Origin of the sequence: Streptomyces phaeofaciens (assembly GCF_014648915.1) — a bacterium.
In the GTDB taxonomy this organism is placed as follows: domain Bacteria; phylum Actinomycetota; class Actinomycetes; order Streptomycetales; family Streptomycetaceae; genus Streptomyces; species Streptomyces phaeofaciens.
In genome coordinates this window covers 266,524-282,293 of record NZ_BMSA01000001.1, presented here as the reverse complement: position 1 = coordinate 282,293, position 15,770 = coordinate 266,524, and the positions used below count along the sequence as shown (strand labels likewise).

Below are 15,770 nucleotides of genomic sequence, written 5' to 3'. Positions count from 1 at the left end.
CCCGCCGTCACGCGGTGAACGCGTCGGCCACCGCCAGGCTGTCCTCGTACACGTGGTGGCGGACGACGCGGCCGTCCGCGACGGTGAGATGCAGGGCGAACCTGGCCCGGTACGGGCGCCCGGTCGGGGCGGCCGTCTGCCGGATCTCGCCCAGCACCACCGCGTCGGCGCCGTCGACGAGGATCCGCTCGACCCGGGTGCCGGCCTCGCCCGGCACATGGTGGGCGGCCAGTTCCCGGTAGTGGGCGGCCGCGTCGGCGCGGGTGGCACGGTGCCGGATCCAGGGCGTGGCGGCGCGTCCGTGCTCCTGCTCGGGCCAGTTCAGCCTCCAGTCGGCGCCGTCGGCGTACAGCTCGGCGATCCGGTCGGCGTCGCCCTCGGCGATCCTGCGCAGCAGCTCCTCGACGACGGAGCGGGTGGCGGCGGTGGCGGTCGGGGCGGTGGCGGTCGGGGCGGGCGTCGGCTTCGTCATGGCCCGACTGTGCCGCAGGGGCCGGGCTCGTGGCGATTACCCGAGGGGTAAGGGAACCGGGGTGGATGAATCCTGGAAGTTCCGGTGTTGAAGCATCCAGCAGTCGGACCGACCACATCATGAAGAGGACGGATGCCATGCCGCTCGAAGGCGAGTACGAGCCCAGCCCGACCCAGTGGGTGCGCGAGCAGGTGGAACTGTACGAGAGCTCCGGCGGCACCGAGGGGACGACACTGAGGGAGACGGGGATGCCCGTCGTCCTGGTGACCACTCGGGGCGCGCGCAGCGGGAAGATCCGCAAGACCCCGCTGATGCGGGTCGAACACGACGGGCGCTATGCCCTGGTCGCCTCCCAGGGCGGGGCACCCCGGCACCCGGTCTGGTACCACAACGTCAAGGCCGACCCGCAGGTGGAACTCCAGGACGGACCGAAGAAGCAGGACATGACGGCCCGTGAGGTCACCGGTGCGGAGAAGGCCGAGTGGTGGGAGCGTGCCGTCGCCGCGTACCCGCCCTACGCCGAGTACCAGGAGCGCACGGACCGGGAGATCCCGGTGTTCATCGTGGAGCCGGCCGCCGGCTGACGCGGGCGGACGGCGCCCCGCGGGAGAACCGTAGAAAAATCTGTCGCGGGGCACGCATGAACGGGCCCGGACCGGGCACCGGAGAGTCAGGCCCCGCCGCGCTCCCCCGTCGCGGCGGGGTTCTTCCATGCCTCCGGGCGGGACGGCCGGTCCGGCGTTCTCGGTCGCGCCGGCCCCCGTACCCGGTGGAGGCTGGTGGAGAACCGGGTTCGGAGGCCTGTCCGTGCGGACGACCAGCCGTGCGGACGAGGAGGGCCCGGCCCGGGTCGCCCCTGACCGGTGAGGAGAGCAACGTGGCCAGGAAGAAGAGCGCGAAGCGGAAACTCCCCCTGATCTACCAGCCCGTCGGTTTCGTCTTCGGCTGGGCCGGCGGAGCCCTCGCGGGCTATGCCTTCCGTACGGCCTGGAAGGCACTCCGCCACGAGGACGACGCCCCCGACGCCCTGGACCGCGACCGCGGCTGGGGCGAGGTCATCCTCGCCGCGGCGGTCCAGGGCGCCCTCTTCGCGGCAGCCCGCAGCGCCGCCGACCGCACCGGCGCGCTGGCCATCGAACGGCACACGGGGGTGTGGCCGGCGAAGGAGAAGGGCGGCCGCGACTGACGCGCCCACGACGGCTGGAGCAGGCACGCGCACGACGGCGGGGCGGGCCCTCGTCACGGCCGGGCGGGCCCTCGTCACGGCCGAGGCGGGGCCCTCGCGACGGCCGAGGCGGACGCCGCCGTGGTGACGCACCCGCCCCGGACCGTGCGGATACCCCGGTTTCAGTCGGCCACCAGCCACTCCCCGTCCCGCATCAGCTCGCGGCCCGGGATCTCGGCGCGGGTCCGCCAGGCCTGGACCCGGCGCGGGTGGACGTAGAAGTACAGGTAGGGCTCGGGGAGTTCGCGCGGGTCGAAGCCGGTCTTGCCCGCGAAGATCTCCGCGTCCTCCTCCGGCAGGTCGGCGGGCGTCACGGCCACGGCCGTGCCCTCGATCATGACGACGTCGGTGGTGGGGCCGAGGCCGAGGCGCACGGCGCCGCCGGCCAGCAGGTTGCGGCCGGTGGGGCTGGCCGCGGGGGTCGCGATCAGCAGGGTCGCGCCGTCCCAGACGAAGGAGAGCGGGACGAGCCAGGGAACGGCGCCGTCGTCGCCGTCCGCGCTGTTCACGGCGGCCGTGGCGACCCACGCGTCCTCGTCCTCCTCCAGCCGGTGGAGCGTGTCGTGCTTGCGCTGCCGCGCGGGGCGGGCCGGTGCTCGGGTCATGCTTCCAGTGTGGCCATCAGCCGCCGGTCCGCCCCCTGACGGCCGCCAGCCGGGCCTCGGCAGCTTCGAGCAGCAGGTCCAGTGCGGCCGGGTAGGAGCTGTGCCGCATCGACTCCAGCAGGTGCGGGGCCGTCGCCGCGACATGCGGGTGGGTGGTCGCGGGCAGCCGCCCGTACGTCGTCCGCCACACCTCTGCCTCCGCCTCCCGCGCCTGGTCGGGCAGGGCGACGCTCGCGGAGTCCAGCGCGCCGAAGGCGAGAGTCTGGTCGACGAACGTGTGGTAGATCCGGACCGCCTCGGCGTCGGGGAAGCCGCCGTCGCGCAGGACGCCGAGGATGGTCTCCACGGCCTGGATCTCGTGGACCCGCCCGGTGACCCGGTAGGCGCTGAGCGTGGCGGCCCTGGGGTGGGCGAGTGCCCCCGCGTGCATGCTGAGGCCGAGGTCGCGCAGGTCGGCGCGCCAGTCGCCGGTGGGCCGCCAGGCGCGCAGGGTCCGGCCGATCAGTTCGTCGGCGACGGCCAGCATCAGGTCGTCGGTGCGCCGGAAGTACCGGTAGAGGCTGCTGGGGTCGGCGCCGAGGGCCCGGCCGAGCCGGCGGACGGAGAGCGCCTCGGCCCCGTGCTCCTCGATCAGCCGCAGCGCCGTCTCGACGATCAGTTCCTCGGACAGCACGACGCCCTGCTTGGTGGGCCGCCTGCGCCGACGGGCGTCGGGCGGGACGACACGCTCGGTCATGGGACGCCTCCGGTGCCGGGTACGAGATGCGGGGGGTGCGGGGTCGTGGGCACTTCTCCGCACGGTCCTCCTGACAGCGCACCTTATGACAACACCGTTGACCTGTTAAGTCCCCTGCCGGTTTCATCTGCGTTCACCGGGGCCGTCCAGGCCCCCCGGCGCGAGCGGAGTGCTGGCCATGACCGACAAGCCCTACGGTGTCGACCCTCCCGCGCGGCCCGTACTGCGCAGGTCCCTCGGTGTGCTCGACGGGATCGCGATCGCCGCGTCCAGTACGGCGGCCACCACCAGCATCGGCATCGGCCTCGGTGTCACGGCCGGTGTGGTCGGACTGCATCTGCCGGCGATCATGCTGCTGGCGTTCCTGCCGGTGCTGGGCATCGCGGGCGCCTACTCCCGGCTCAACCGCGTCGAGCCGAACGCCGGCAACGGCTATGTCTGGGTGGGCCGTTCGCTCACCCCGTGGCTCGGCTTCCTGGTCGGCTGGGTGAACATCGTGGCGACGATCGCGTTCCTCGCGTACACCACGGCGGTGACCGGTTCGGCGCTGATCCAGCTGGCCGGGGACGCCGGGATCCACGCGGTCGGCGGGCTCGCGCTCGACCCGGGGTCCACGGCCCAGACGACCCTGCTGGGCCTGGTGGTCCTGGTGGCGGTCACCCTGACGGCCGTCACCGGCATCCGCACCGCCGCGCGACTCCAGACCGGGCTGCTGGTCTTCGAGTACGTGGTGCTGCTGGGTTTCTGCGGCTACGGCATCGTCACCGGGCCGCACGCGTTCAGCTGGAGCTGGTTCGACCCGTTCGCCCTGCCGTCGGCGCAGGCGCTGGCGCAGGGACTGCTGCTGTCGGTGTTCTGCTACTGGGGTTTCGAGGCCGCGTTCAGCGTCAGCGAGGAGGTCCGCGACCCGCGCGACGCCTCCCGGGCGGGCCTGATCACGCTGGTGACGATGCTGGTGCTGTTCCTGCTCGGCTCGGTCGCCTTCCAGCGGGTGCTGTCCGAGGAGGAGCTGGCCGGGCACGGCGCACAGGGGCTCGCCTACTTCGGCGAACGGCTGGCCTCGCAGCCGCTGGCCGCGCTGCCGCTGGTGGCCCTGATGTTCTCGGCGGTGGCCTCGCTCCAGGCGGGGGTGATCCCGACGGCGCGGGGGATGTTCGCGATGAGCCGGGACCGTACGCTCGGACCCGTCTGGTCCAGGGTCAGCGCGCGGTACGGCACTCCGGCCGCCGGGACCCTGCTGATCGGGGCACTGGCCGCGGCGACGGCCGCGCTGGCCCTGGTGATCCCGCGCCTCGCCGACATGATCATGGCGACGGTGAACGCGGTCGGCATCGTCGTCGCCCTGTCGTACGCGCTCACCGCGCTCGCGGCGGCCGTGCGCTTCCGGGGCCTGCTGCGGGAGGACTGGCGGCAGGGGGTGCGCGCGGTGGTGCTGCCGACGCTGAGCGCGGCCGCGCTCCTGGGCCTCGGCGGCTATCTCGGCTGGTCCTTCTACACCTCCGCCGACCATCTCGAACTCAGCCCGGACAACGGCTGGTTCCTGCTGCTCACCCCCCTCGCGATGATCGTGTCGGGTTTCGTGGCCGCCGCGTGGGCCAAGTGGGTGCGCAGGTCCCCGTACTTCCGCACGGGCACCGGCACCGACGCCGACGCGCCCCGGCTGCTGACCACGCACTGACCTCTCCCAGGAAACGGACCATGTACGCAGACCTTCTGTTCATCGGCGGCCCCGTCCTCACGCCCCACGGCCGGGCGAGCGCCGTGGCCGTCACCGGCGGCCGGATCACGGCCGTCGGCGGTGCCGACCTGCGCGAGCTGGCGGGGCCGCGCACCGAGGTCGTGGACCTCGCCGGGCGGCTGTTGCTGCCGGGTTTCCAGGACGCGCACGTCCACCCGGTGCCGGCCGGACTCGAACTGTCCCAGTGCGACCTGACGGGGGCGAGGACGGCGCGGGAGACCCTGGCGGCCGTCCGCGCCTACGCCGACGCGCACCCCGGACGGGAGTGGATCACCGGCGGCGGCTGGTCGATGGAGGCGTTCGAGGGCGGTACGCCGACGAAGGAGCTCCTCGACGGTGTCGTACCCGACCGTCCGGTCTATCTGCCCAACCGTGACCACCACGGCGCCTGGGTCAACAGCCGTGCGCTGGAGCTGGCCGGCATCACCCGGGACACCCCCGACCCGGCCGACGGGCGGATCGAGCGGACCGCGTCCGGGGAGCCGGCCGGGACGCTCCAGGAGGGGGCGATGCAACTGGTCGGCCGGATCACGCCGCCGGCCACGGCGGCCGACCGGCTGGCCGCCCTGCTGCACGCCCAGCGCCGGCTGCACGCGCTCGGTGTCACGGCCTGGCAGGACGCCCTCGTCGGGAACTTCCCCGGCATGCCCGACCCCTCGGACGCCTACGTCACCGCCGCCCGGGACGGTTCGCTGACCGCGCGGGTGGTGGGCGCCCTGTGGTGGGACCGGGCGCGCGGGGCCGAGCAGATACCCGAACTCGTCGAGATGCGGGCGGAGTTGAGTCACGGACGGTTCCGGGCGGGCAGTGTGAAGCTGATGCTGGACGGTGTCGCCGAGAACGGCACGGCGGCGCTGATCGACCCGTACCTGGACAACTGCGGCTGTGCCACGGCCAATCGGGGCACCAGCTTCGTCGACGCCGCCCGACTCCCGGCATTCGTCACGGAGTTGGACGCGCTCGGATTCCAGTGCCACTTCCACGCCCTGGGCGACCGGGCCGTGCGCGACGCCCTGGACGCCGTCGAGGCGGCGCGGGCCGCGAACGGGCCGAGCGACACCCGGCCGCATCTCGCGCACCTCCAGGTCGTGCACCCCGACGACGTGCCGCGGTTCGCCGCGCTCGGCGCGACGGCGAACATCCAGCCGCTGTGGGCGGCGCACGAACCGCAGATGGACGAGCTGACGATCCCCTTCCTCGGGCCCGAACGGGCCGGCCGGCAGTACCCGTTCGGGGCGCTGCTGCGCTCGGGGGCACGGCTCGCGGCGGGCAGCGACTGGCCGGTCAGCAGCCCGGACCCGCTCCAGGGCATCCATGTCGCGGTCAACCGGGTCGAACCCGGGGGTTCCCGGCCGGTGTTCCTGCCGGACGAGCGGATCTCCCTCGCGCAGGCGCTGACGGCGTACACGGCGGGTTCGGCGTACGTGAACCGGCTCGACGACACCGGCGAGGTGCGGGCGGGAGCGCTCGCGGACCTGGTCGTCCTGGACCGGGACCCGTTCGCGGGGCCGCCGGAGGCGATCGCGGAGACGAGGGTGGCCCTGACGTACGTGGGCGGCGAGCGGGTGCACACGGCCCCGGACGCCTGAGCGTCCGTTGTCCGCCGGTGACAGCCGGGGCCCCGGCAACTGTCCGGAGATGATGAGCCCCGGCGTGTTACCGGCGGGTATCGTCGCCGGGTGCCCAAGAGAGCCGCGAGGGCGGACGACCCGGCGGGAGGACCGTTCGCGGCGCTGCCGGCGGGTCTGCACGCCCATCTACAGCCCTATTTCACCGACATCACCGAGGAGGTGGTCGAGGCGATCCGCACGGAGATCCCGGAGTACACGCGCCCGTCGGACGACGCGTACGCGCAGGGTGTGCACCGGGGGGTCGACCACGCGCTGCGCGGTTTCCTGGAGCGGATGGCGCGGCCGGGCAGCGATCTGAAGCCGGTGAAGGCGACGTACCAGCGCATCGGGCGCGGGGAGGCGGAGGAGGGGCGCAGTCTCGACGCCTTCCAGTCGGCGCTGCGGCTGGGCGCGCGGGTGACCTGGCGCCGGGTCAACGCGCTGGTCGACGCCGATCTGCTGCCGCGCAACGTCCTGGCGGCCTTCGGGGAGGCCCTGTTCGTGCATCTGGACGAGATGGCGGCCGCGACGACGGCGGGCTACACGGAGGCGCGGCTGCACACGGCCGGCGAGCTCCACCAGCGGCGGTCGCGGCTGATCGATCTGCTCACCGCGGATCCGCCGGCGTCGGTGGAGGCGATCGCCTCCCTGGCGCACACCGCGCGCTGGCCGGTGCCGCGGGCGGTGGCGGTGGTGGCGATCGACGCGGGACCGCGGGCGGCGGACCGGCCGATCGTGCCGCCGGAGTTCCTGTCCCGGTTCGAGGGGCCGCCCGCCCTGCTGGTGGTGCCCGACCCGGAGGGGCCGGGGCGGGCCCGGGCGGTGGCCGGGGCGCTCCAGGGGCTGCCGGCGGCGATGGGGCCGACGGTCGGGCTGCGGGAGGGCGCGCGGTCGCTGCGCTGGGCGGCGGAGACGCTGGAGCTGATGCGGCGGGGCGTGCTGGCGGGCACCGGGCTGGTGCGCTGCCAGGACCATCTGTCCACGCTGCTCCTGCTGCGCGACGACGCGCTGACGGACGCCCTCGCCGAGCGCCGGCTGCGCCCGCTGGAGCAGGTGCGTCCGCCGCAGCGCGAGCGGCTCGCGGAGACCCTGCTGAGCTGGCTCGGCTCGGGGCGCAACGCGAGCGAGGTCGCCGTACGCCTCGCGGTCCACCCGCAGACCGTGCGGTACCGGATGCGCCAGCTCGACGATCTCTTCGGCGCCCAGCTCCAGGACCCGGTGGCCCAGTTCGAGATGCAGGTGGCGCTGCGGGCGCTGGAGCTGCGCCGGGCCGCCGACGGCTACAGCGAGGGGTGAGACCCGGCACCCGGCTGAACTTCCTGGACAGGTGTCCCGTTATAGTGGACACCTGTCCAAGAAGTTGAGGGAGATCATGGAGATCCTGGCGAACGTGCTCGTCGCGCTGGTGGCCGCGCTGCACTTCTACATCCTGGTACTGGAGATGTTCCTGTGGCAGCGGAAGCCGGGGATGTCGTTCCACGGCTTCGACGCCGAGATGGCACGGCGTACCGCCCCGCTGGCCGCCAACCAGGGGCTCTACAACGGGTTCCTCGCGGCCGGCCTGGTGTGGGGGCTGGTCGCCGGCGATCCGACCGGCTTCCGGGCCCAGGTCTTCTTCCTGTCCTGCGTGATCGTCGCGGGCGTGTACGGCGCGGCCACGGCGAACCGCCGGATCCTGTTCGCGCAGGCCCTGCCCGGCGCGCTCGCCCTGGCCGCCGTCCTTCTCGCCCGGTGACCCGGGCCGAGCCCGAGGACCCGCGGGCGGCCCGCACCCGGGCGAGGCTGCGGGCGGCGCTGCTGGAGGAGTGCGCCGAGCGGCCGCTGGAGGAGGTCGGCGTGGCCGCGCTGGTGCGACGCGCCGGGGTCGGCCGGGCCACGTTCTACGTGCACTACCCCGACCTCGAAGCGCTCGCGGTGGACGCCTGCGCGGACGTCGTGCGCGAGGCCGTGGAGGCGCTGCACGCCTGGCAGGGGCGGCCGGACCCGGTACGGGCCCCGGCCGCGCTGCCGGAGTTCTTCGCCTCGCTGGCCCCGCACGCCGCGCTGTACCGAACGCTGCTGGCGCCGGGCGGCGGCGGTCCGCTCGGCCGGGTGCTCCACCGGGACCTGCGGGCGTACAGCCTGCGCGAGCGGGAGCGGGCCGGAGCGGCGGACGCCCCGCTGGTGGCCTCCGCGGTCGCCGCGACCTTCGCCGGTGTACTGGCGGACTGGCTGCACGGCGACCTCGCGGGCACCCCCGGGGAGATCGCGGACCAGGTGTGGCAGTTGCTGGTGGCCCTGCACGCCAGCCGCTGACGGCCGGTCACCGGCAGGCCACCGCCCCCTTCGCCCGCGGCCGGGCCTCCACACCGTCGGGTGTGCGGACGCAGGCCGTCGCGCGGTCGTCCGTCACCCGACCGCCTCTCCCGGCGCCCCCACGGCACCGCGACGCCGGGGGGGCGTTCACCGCGCCGACTGGAACGTCCTGCGGTACGCCTGCGGGGACACCCCGATCGCCGCGTGCAGATGCTGGCGCAGCGAGGCGGCGGTGGCGAAGCCGACGCGGCCGGCGATCTGGTCCACGGACAGGTCGCTGGCCTCCAGCAGATGCCGGGCGTGCGCGACGCGCTGCTGGATGAGCCAGCGGCCGGGGCTGAGGCCGACCTCGTCGTGGAAGCGGCGGGCGAAGGTGCGCAGGCTCATCCGGGCGTGCCCGGCGAGATCGGCCAGGGCGAGGGGCTCGTCGAGGCGCTCCAGGGCCCAGACGCGGGTGGCGGCCGTGCTCGCCGCGCCGGCCTCGGGCACCGGCTGCTCGATGTACTGCGCCTGGCCGCCGTCCCGGAACGGCGGGACCACACAGCACCGGGCCACATGGTTGGCGAGATCGCTGCCGTGGTCCTCGCGGAGGAGGTGCAGACAGGCGTCGACGCCGGACGCGGCGCCCGCCGAGGTCAGCACCCGGCCGTCGTGGACGAACAGGACGTCCGGGTCGAGCTCGACCTGCGGGAACAGCCGGCGGAAGTGGTCGGCGAACTGCCAGTGGGTGGTGGCGCGGCGGCCGTCGAGGAGCCCCGCGGCGGCGAGCACGAACGCGCCGGTGCAGATGGAGACCAGGCGGGCGTCGGGGCGGATCCGGGCCAGCGCGGCGGTGACGGCCTCCGGGAGGTCGGGGCTGACCCAGGCCGTACCGGGGGCGATCACCACGGTGTCGGCGGCGTCCAGCGCCTCCGCACCTCGCTCGACGCCGACCGTGAAGTCCGCGCTGGTGGACACCGGCAGGCCGTCGACGCTGCAGGTCAGCACCTCGTAGCGGTCACCGGCCGAGCCGAGGATCCGGGCCGGGATACCGAGCTCGAAGGGGTAGACGCCGTCGAGGGCGAGGACGACCACGCGGTGGGGGCGACGCTTTTCCGCTTCCATGGCACGATCTTATCGAAGATTGGCAATCGTGCCATTTCCCGTAGGGTCCGGCCGGGGCAGGCTGGTCACCATGAGCAATGCGAACACCATGCGCGTCATCACCCAGAACGCCCTCGGCGGCCCCGAGGTCCTTGAGCTGAAGGAAGTGGAGCGGCCCCTGCCGCGTCCGAACGAGGTACTGGTGCGGGTGCGCGCCGCCGGCCTCAACCCGACCGACTGGAAGCACCGCGCGGGAGGCGGCCTGCTGGGCGCGCCGCCGTTCGTCCTGGGCTGGGACGTCTCCGGCACCGTCGAGGCGGTCGGCATCGGCGTGGTCACCTTCGCGCCGGGCGACGAGGTCTTCGGCATGCTGCCGTACCCCTACGGCCACGGCTCGCACGCGGAGTACGTCATCGCCCCGGTCCGGGCGCTGTGGCACAAGCCGGCCGACGTCGGCCACGTCGAGGCGGGTGCCCTGCCGCTGGTCTCGCTGACCGCCTGGCAGGCCCTGGTGGAGACGGCCGGCCTCCAGGCCGGTCAGCGGGTCCTGATCCACGCGGCGGCCGGCGGCGTCGGCCATGTGGCCGTGCAGATCGCCAAGGAGCGCGGGGCGTACGTCATCGGCACGGCGAGCGCCGGCAAGCACGGCTTCCTGCGGGAACTGGGCGCGGACGAGGTGATCGACTACCGGGAGACCGACTTCACCGAGGCGGTCAAGGACGTCGACGTCGTGCTGGACACCCTGGGCGGCGACACCTCCGTGGACTCCCTGCGGGTGCTGCGGCCGGGCGGGATCGTGGTGTCGATCCTGCCGGTCGGCTCCCGGGAGTTCTACGACGAGGCCGAGCGGCTCGGTGTCCGGGCGGTCCGGATGCTGGTGGACGCCGACCGGGCCGGGATGCGCGCGATCGCCGGACTGATCGAGGCGGGAAAGCTGCGCGCCACGATCGCGGGGACGTTCCCGCTGGCCGATGCCGCCGAGGCGCACAGGCTCGGCGACACCGGCCGGACCACCGGCAAGCTGGTCCTGACGGTGGACTGACGTCCGGTCAGAAGGTGAGCACGGGCTTGATGGTCCTGCCCGAGGTCATGTCCCGCACCGCCCGGTCGATGTCCGCGAAGGGATAGGTGCCGATCAGGCGGTCCAGCGGCAGCCGCCCCTCCTTGACCAGCCGCACGAGGGCCGGGATGAAGGTCTGCGTCTCGCTGTCGCCGAGGGTGAGGCCGACGATCCGCTTGCCGCCGAGCAACCCGTTGACGTCCAGGGCGACTTCGCTGCCGAACGGCGGCGCGCCGACGACGACCAGGGTGCCGCGGGCGGCGAGCGCGTCGACGCCCCGGCGCAGGACGGCCGTACTGCCCGTGGTCTCCACGATCCCGTCGGCGCCCCGGCCGCCGGTGATCTCGGCGATCGCGTCGCCGAGGGCGGCCTGTCCGGCGTCGACGGTGTGGGTGGCGCCCAACTCCCTTGCCAGTTGGAGCCGTTCGGCGACCTTGTCGACGGCGACGATCGTGGTGGCCGGGGTGAGGGCCGCCGCCATCACCGCGGACAGGCCGACGGCTCCGGCACCGAGGACGACGATCGCGGAGCCGGCCGCCGGCGTCAGCACGTTCCACACCGCGCCGACGCCGGTCTGCACCCCGCAGCCCAGCGGGGCGATCGACTCCAGCGGTACGTCCGGGTCGACCTTCACGAGGCTGCGCTCGTCCACCAGAGCCCGTTCGGCGAAGGAGGACTGGCCGAAGAAGTGGCCGCCGAGGGGTTCGCCGTCCCGGCTGAGGGTGCTGGTGCCGTCGGCCCGGCGGCCGCCGATCAGGTTCATCGGCAGCCAGGTCGCACAGTAGGCCGGGTGGCCGCCGCGGCAGTCGCGGCACGCGCCGCAGGAGGTGAAGGACAGCACGACATGGTCGCCGGGGGCCACGCCGGTGACGGCGGAGCCGACCGCCTCCACGACGCCCGCGCCCTCGTGGCCGAGGACTCCGGGCAGCGGGAACGGCAGACCGCCGCCGGCCACGCCGAGGTCGGTGTGGCACAGCCCGGCCGCCACCAGCCGGACGACCGCCTCGTGCGGACCGGGGTCGTCCAGGACGACCTCGGAGAGGGTGAAGGGCGCTCCGGCGGACTCGACGACGGCGGCGCGGGTGGTGATGGACATCGGTGGGACTCCCTCTGTTCTGCGGCGCGTTCAGTCGAGCGAGACGACGACGGACTTGACCTTGGTGTAGGAGGCGAGCGCCTCGGGGCCGTACTCGCGGCCGAATCCGGAGTCCTTGACGCCGCCGAACGGGACGGCGGGGTCGAGCATCGCCCAGTCGTTGACCCAGACGATGCCTGCCTGGAGGCGGTCGGCGACGCGGTGCGCGCGGGCCAGGTTGCCGGTCTGGACACCCGAAGCCAGGCCGTACGGCGTGGAGTTGGCGAGCGCGACGGCCTCGTCCTCGGTGTCGAAGGGCTGCACGGTGAGAACCGGGCCGAAGATCTCCTCCTGGACGACCCGGGAGTCGTTCGGGAGGTCGGCGATGACGGTGGGCTTGTAGTAGTAGCCGCCGTCGAGGTCGAGGCGCTCGCCGCCGCAGACGACGCGGCCGCCCTCCTTGCGGGCGAGGTCGACGTATTCCTCGACCTTGCGCAGGTGCCGCTCCCCCGCCATCGGGCCGACGACGGTCTCCGGCGCGCGCGGGTCGCCGACGGGCACGCCGGGGACGGCCTCGGCGAGGATGTTCAGCAGGGTGCTGTAGACCGGGCGGGCCACCAGCAGGCGCGGGCCGCCCATGCAGAACTGGCCGGTGTTGAAGACGAATCCCTTGATGACCGCGCCGACCGCCTTCTCCAGGTCGGCGTCCTCGAAGACGAGGTGCGCGGCGTTTCCGCCGAGTTCCAGGGTGATCTGCTTGAGGTTCTCGCCGGCCACGCTCGCGGCGTGCCGGCCGGTCGCGGTGGAGCCGGTGAAGGCGATCTTGTCGACTCCGGGGTGGCGCAGCAGCGCCTCGCCGGCGACCGGCCCGGTGCCCGTGACGACGTTGACGACGCCGTCGGGGACGCCGGCCCGCCGGAACAGTCCCGCCATGTACAGGGCGCTCAGCGGGGTCTCGTCGGCGGGCTTGTGGACCACCGTGTTGCCGGTGGCGAGCGCCGGGGCGAGCTTCGAACCGGCCAGGATCAGCGGGAAGTTGAACGGTGTGATCGCGGCGACGACGCCGATCGGGCCGCGCCGGGTGTAGGCGAGGGCGTTCATCGGGGTGTCACGGTTGCCGCCCTCCAGGGAGAAGGCGAGGGTGGCGTAGTACTCGTAGTCGTTGGCCGCGTTGGTCACGTCGACGGCGTGCGCCAGCGTGATCGGCTTGCCCACGTCGAGGCTCTCCAGCCGCGCGATCTCGTCGGCCTCCTCGCGGATGAGCCGGGCCACGCGGAGCAGGACGCGGCCCCGCTCCCGGCCGCCGATCCCGGACCAGCGTCCGGAGTCGAAGGCCTCGCGGGCGGCCCGTACGGCCGCGTCGACGTCGGCGGGGCCGGCCTCCGCGACGGTGGTGACGACCGCGCCCCGGGACGGGTCGACCACCTCGGTCCGGGTTCCGTCCGCGGCCTCGCGCCACTGCCCGCCGATGAACAGTCGACCGGGGTCGATCTCGAAGGTGGTCATCGCCACTCCTCAGCATCGTCGCCAAGATTTCAACAAACAGGATTCCTGTTGGTCCGCAGTGTCATTACAGACAGGTTTCCTGTCAATGGTCTACGCTCGGACCCATGGTCGGCACCCCGGCGGGCAGCACGCCTCCCGCACCTCGGTCCTCTCGGACGCCCCCGTCCCTGCTCTACATGGTGAAGCAGGTGGAGCTGGTGGTGCGATCCCGTCTGGACGAACTCGTCAAGCCGTCCGGCATCACCGCCCTTCAGTACACGGCGCTCACCGTCCTGGAGCGGCACGACGGGCTGTCCGCCGCCCAGCTGGCCCGGGACTCGTTCGTGACCGCCCAGTCCATCGCCGACCTGGTGCGCTCCCTGCAGACCCGGGGCCTGATCCGCCGGGAGCGCAATCCGCACAACCGGCGGGAGCTGCTGATCCTGCTCACCGAGGAGGGACGGGCGTTGCTGGAGCTGTGCGCGGGGCCGGTGCGGGAGCTGGAGGAGCGGATGGTGCGGGAGCTGACCGCGCACCAGACCGAGCAGTTCCGCACCGCCCTGACCAGGGCATGGCAGGCTCTGTCGTAACCCCTTCGCTCACGGCGTGAGAGATGCCGGAAAACTGGGCCGAGACACGGCCTCATTTCGAAGACATATGTCAATCGAACATGCTGAAATTCACTCCATCGGGGGTACCTTGCTGGAGCGGGGAACTGCTTCGCACTCCCCCGCCGTTGGAGGCTCCCGACCGGTGGAGCGGGTTGGAGGCGATGTCGTCGTGCAGCAGGAACCCGCCACGGACACCCCGCACCTGCGCGTATGGCAGGACCAGGGCTACACGGTGCTGGAGTTCCACGGCGAGATCGACATCCTCGCCGCGACGGAGATCGCCGCGAGGATCGACGACGCCACCCAGGGCCCGGCCCCCAGGGTCGTGATCGACCTGACCCCGATCGAGTTCTTCGACTGCTCAGGGCTGCGCCTGCTGTACCGGGCCCGCGGCCGCGTCCTGGACCGGGGCGGGAGTCTGCATCTGGTCTGCACCCATCCGCTGACCCTGCGCGTCCTGCGGGCCACCGGGCTCGCCCGGCTGCTGCCGCCCCTGACGACCCTGGACGCGGCCCTGGGCAGGCCCGAGGCCACGTCCGGCTCGTTATGACGGCGCTCCGGCGCGCCCTACCTGACGATTTTCGTCACCTGACCGGCCCCCACCGTCCGCCCGCCCTCACGGATGGCGAACTTGAGCCCCTCCTCCATGGCGATCGGCTGGATGAGTTCCACGAGCATGGTGGTGTTGTCGCCCGGCATGACCATCTCCGTGCCCTCCGGCAGCGTCACCACCCCCGTCACGTCCGTCGTGCGGAAGTAGAACTGGGGGCGGTAGTTCTGGAAGAACGGCGTGTGCCGGCCCCCCTCGTCCTTGGACAGGACGTACGCCCGCGCCTCGAACCGGGTGTGCGGGGTGACCGAGCCCGGCTTGATCACCACTTGGCCGCGCTCGACCTCCTCCCGTTTGATCCCTCGCAGCAGCAGGCCGACGTTCTCCCCGGCCCGGCCCTCGTCGAGCAGTTTGCGGAACATCTCGACGCCGGTGACCGTGGTCTTCGTCTTCTGCGGGTGGATGCCGATGATCTCGACCTCGCTGTTGACCCGCAGCGTCCCGCGCTCGATCCGGCCCGTCACGACGGTGCCGCGTCCGGTGATGGTGAACACGTCCTCGATCGGCATCAGGAACGGCCGGTCGACGTCCCGCTCCGGCTCGGGCACCGCCTCGTCGACCGCCTCGAGCAGGTCCAGCACCGACTGCGCCCACCGGGGGTCGCCCTCCAGCGCCCGCAGCGCGGAGACCCGCACCACCGGGACCTCGTCACCGGGGAACTCGTACTCGGTGAGCAGTTCGCGCACCTCCAGTTCCACCAGCTCCAGGATCTCCTCGTCGTCGACCATGTCCGTCTTGTTGAGGGCGACCACGATGTACGGCACCCCGACCTGCCGGGCCAGCAGGACATGCTCCTTGGTCTGCGGCATCGGCCCGTCGGTACCGGCGACGACCAGGATCGCGCCGTCCATCTGGGCCGCGCCGGTGATCATGTTCTTGATGTAGTCGGCGTGGCCGGGGCAGTCCACGTGCGCGTAGTGCCGGCGCTCCGTCTGGTACTCCACATGGGCGATGGAGATCGTGATGCCGCGCTGACGCTCCTCGGGCGCCTTGTCGATCTGGTCGAACGGGGTGAACGGGTTCAGCTGGGGGAACTTGTCGTGCAGCACCTTGGTGATGGCTGCCGTGAGGGTCGTCTTGCCGTGGTCGATGTGCCCGATGGTGCCGATGTTGACGTGTGGTTTGGTCCGCTCGAACTTCGCCTTCGCCACTGCGAGCCCTCCCT

General features: G+C 73.0%; 17 protein-coding genes. 10 read left to right on the top strand and 7 right to left on the bottom strand.

Annotated elements, in window-relative coordinates; all coding sequences use genetic code 11:
- Positions 1 to 7: 7 nt before the first annotated feature.
- Positions 8 to 472 (bottom strand): nuclear transport factor 2 family protein, encoded by a 465-nt coding sequence (locus IE275_RS01290; RefSeq protein ID WP_189706507.1) that lies wholly within the window; start codon positions 470 to 472, stop codon positions 8 to 10.
- Positions 473 to 609: 137 nt separating this feature from the next.
- Between IE275_RS01290 and IE275_RS01285 the strand changes: the two genes are divergently transcribed.
- Positions 610 to 1,056, top strand: a complete 447-nt coding sequence (locus IE275_RS01285; RefSeq protein ID WP_189707337.1) for a nitroreductase family deazaflavin-dependent oxidoreductase — start codon at positions 610 to 612, stop codon at positions 1,054 to 1,056.
- Positions 1,057 to 1,349: 293 nt separating this feature from the next.
- Entirely contained in the window at positions 1,350 to 1,658 is a 309-nt protein-coding gene (locus IE275_RS01280; protein WP_189706505.1) for a DUF4235 domain-containing protein, read from the top strand.
- A gap of 161 nt (positions 1,659 to 1,819) precedes the next feature.
- On the opposite strand, the gene IE275_RS01275 is transcribed toward IE275_RS01280, so the two are convergent.
- Both IE275_RS01275 and IE275_RS01270 read right to left on the bottom strand, forming a co-directional pair.
- Positions 1,820 to 2,302: a pyridoxamine 5'-phosphate oxidase family protein gene (locus IE275_RS01275; RefSeq protein ID WP_189706503.1), complete on the bottom strand. Its 483-nt coding sequence runs from the start codon at positions 2,300 to 2,302 to the stop codon at positions 1,820 to 1,822.
- A 16-nt stretch (positions 2,303 to 2,318) separates the two neighbouring features.
- Entirely contained in the window at positions 2,319 to 3,038 is a 720-nt protein-coding gene (locus IE275_RS01270) for a TetR/AcrR family transcriptional regulator (RefSeq protein ID WP_189706501.1), read from the bottom strand.
- A gap of 178 nt (positions 3,039 to 3,216) precedes the next feature.
- On the opposite strand from IE275_RS01270, the gene IE275_RS01265 reads away from it, so the two are divergent.
- The 5 genes from IE275_RS01265 (at position 3,217) to IE275_RS01245 (ending at position 8,681) form a co-directional block, all read left to right on the top strand.
- Complete coding sequence (locus IE275_RS01265; RefSeq protein ID WP_189706499.1) at positions 3,217 to 4,716, top strand: APC family permease; 1,500 nt, start codon at positions 3,217 to 3,219, stop codon at positions 4,714 to 4,716.
- Between the two features lie 20 nt (positions 4,717 to 4,736).
- Entirely contained in the window at positions 4,737 to 6,365 is a 1,629-nt protein-coding gene (locus tag IE275_RS01260; RefSeq protein WP_189706497.1) for an amidohydrolase, read from the top strand.
- A 90-nt stretch (positions 6,366 to 6,455) separates the two neighbouring features.
- The gene (locus IE275_RS01255; RefSeq protein WP_189706495.1) at positions 6,456 to 7,682 is read left to right on the top strand and encodes a PucR family transcriptional regulator; all 1,227 of its coding nucleotides are present in this window, start codon (positions 6,456 to 6,458) and stop codon (positions 7,680 to 7,682) included.
- A 76-nt stretch (positions 7,683 to 7,758) separates the two neighbouring features.
- On the top strand, positions 7,759 to 8,121 hold the full coding sequence (locus IE275_RS01250; protein ID WP_189707335.1) for a DUF1304 domain-containing protein: 363 nt from the start codon (positions 7,759 to 7,761) through the stop codon (positions 8,119 to 8,121).
- The gene (locus tag IE275_RS01245) at positions 8,118 to 8,681 is read left to right on the top strand and encodes a TetR/AcrR family transcriptional regulator (protein WP_189706493.1); all 564 of its coding nucleotides are present in this window, start codon (positions 8,118 to 8,120) and stop codon (positions 8,679 to 8,681) included. The genes IE275_RS01250 and IE275_RS01245 overlap by 4 nt, the downstream gene beginning before the upstream one ends.
- Positions 8,682 to 8,828: 147 nt before the next feature.
- Here IE275_RS01245 and IE275_RS01240 read toward each other — a convergent pair whose 3' ends face one another.
- The gene (locus tag IE275_RS01240) at positions 8,829 to 9,785 is read right to left on the bottom strand and encodes a GlxA family transcriptional regulator (RefSeq protein WP_189706491.1); all 957 of its coding nucleotides are present in this window, start codon (positions 9,783 to 9,785) and stop codon (positions 8,829 to 8,831) included.
- A 70-nt stretch (positions 9,786 to 9,855) separates the two neighbouring features.
- Here IE275_RS01240 and IE275_RS01235 point away from each other — a divergent pair, with 70 nt between their 5' ends.
- Entirely contained in the window at positions 9,856 to 10,806 is a 951-nt protein-coding gene (locus IE275_RS01235) for an NADP-dependent oxidoreductase (protein WP_189706490.1), read from the top strand.
- A 7-nt stretch (positions 10,807 to 10,813) separates the two neighbouring features.
- Here IE275_RS01235 and IE275_RS01230 read toward each other — a convergent pair whose 3' ends face one another.
- Both IE275_RS01230 and IE275_RS01225 read right to left on the bottom strand, forming a co-directional pair.
- Positions 10,814 to 11,920: an NAD(P)-dependent alcohol dehydrogenase gene (locus IE275_RS01230; protein WP_189706488.1), complete on the bottom strand. Its 1,107-nt coding sequence runs from the start codon at positions 11,918 to 11,920 to the stop codon at positions 10,814 to 10,816.
- A 30-nt stretch (positions 11,921 to 11,950) separates the two neighbouring features.
- Positions 11,951 to 13,405, bottom strand: coding sequence for an aldehyde dehydrogenase family protein (locus IE275_RS01225; protein ID WP_189706486.1), 1,455 nt, complete (start codon positions 13,403 to 13,405; stop codon positions 11,951 to 11,953).
- 104 nt (positions 13,406 to 13,509) lie between these two features.
- On the opposite strand from IE275_RS01225, the gene IE275_RS01220 reads away from it, so the two are divergent.
- Both IE275_RS01220 and IE275_RS01215 read left to right on the top strand, forming a co-directional pair.
- Positions 13,510 to 13,974: a MarR family winged helix-turn-helix transcriptional regulator gene (locus IE275_RS01220; RefSeq protein ID WP_373299148.1), complete on the top strand. Its 465-nt coding sequence runs from the start codon at positions 13,510 to 13,512 to the stop codon at positions 13,972 to 13,974.
- 190 nt (positions 13,975 to 14,164) lie between these two features.
- Positions 14,165 to 14,545 carry an anti-sigma factor antagonist gene (locus IE275_RS01215; protein ID WP_229870040.1) on the top strand — a complete coding sequence of 127 codons (381 nt, stop codon included), beginning with the start codon at positions 14,165 to 14,167 and terminating at the stop codon, positions 14,543 to 14,545.
- A 17-nt stretch (positions 14,546 to 14,562) separates the two neighbouring features.
- Here IE275_RS01215 and tuf read toward each other — a convergent pair whose 3' ends face one another.
- A complete protein-coding gene (tuf, locus tag IE275_RS01210) occupies positions 14,563 to 15,756 on the bottom strand; it encodes an elongation factor Tu (RefSeq protein WP_189706482.1) in 1,194 nt (397 codons plus the stop codon).
- Positions 15,757 to 15,770 lie beyond the last annotated feature (14 nt).

What these genes read in the sequence shown, in the direction of transcription:
- IE275_RS01290 (WP_189706507.1), bottom strand. Translation starts at nt 472, where the DNA reads ATGACGAAGCCGACGCCCGCCCCGACCGCCACCGCCCCGACCGCCACC.
- IE275_RS01285 (WP_189707337.1), top strand. Translation starts at nt 610, where the DNA reads ATGCCGCTCGAAGGCGAGTACGAGCCCAGCCCGACCCAGTGGGTGCGC.
- IE275_RS01275 (WP_189706503.1), bottom strand. Translation starts at nt 2,302, where the DNA reads ATGACCCGAGCACCGGCCCGCCCCGCGCGGCAGCGCAAGCACGACACG.
- IE275_RS01270 (WP_189706501.1), bottom strand. Translation starts at nt 3,038, where the DNA reads ATGACCGAGCGTGTCGTCCCGCCCGACGCCCGTCGGCGCAGGCGGCCC.
- IE275_RS01265 (WP_189706499.1), top strand. Translation starts at nt 3,217, where the DNA reads ATGACCGACAAGCCCTACGGTGTCGACCCTCCCGCGCGGCCCGTACTG.
- IE275_RS01260 (WP_189706497.1), top strand. Translation starts at nt 4,737, where the DNA reads ATGTACGCAGACCTTCTGTTCATCGGCGGCCCCGTCCTCACGCCCCAC.
- IE275_RS01250 (WP_189707335.1), top strand. Translation starts at nt 7,759, where the DNA reads ATGGAGATCCTGGCGAACGTGCTCGTCGCGCTGGTGGCCGCGCTGCAC.
- IE275_RS01240 (WP_189706491.1), bottom strand. Translation starts at nt 9,785, where the DNA reads ATGGAAGCGGAAAAGCGTCGCCCCCACCGCGTGGTCGTCCTCGCCCTC.
- IE275_RS01235 (WP_189706490.1), top strand. Translation starts at nt 9,856, where the DNA reads ATGAGCAATGCGAACACCATGCGCGTCATCACCCAGAACGCCCTCGGC.
- IE275_RS01230 (WP_189706488.1), bottom strand. Translation starts at nt 11,920, where the DNA reads ATGTCCATCACCACCCGCGCCGCCGTCGTCGAGTCCGCCGGAGCGCCC.
- IE275_RS01225 (WP_189706486.1), bottom strand. Translation starts at nt 13,405, where the DNA reads ATGACCACCTTCGAGATCGACCCCGGTCGACTGTTCATCGGCGGGCAG.
- IE275_RS01220 (WP_373299148.1), top strand. Translation starts at nt 13,510, where the DNA reads ATGGTCGGCACCCCGGCGGGCAGCACGCCTCCCGCACCTCGGTCCTCT.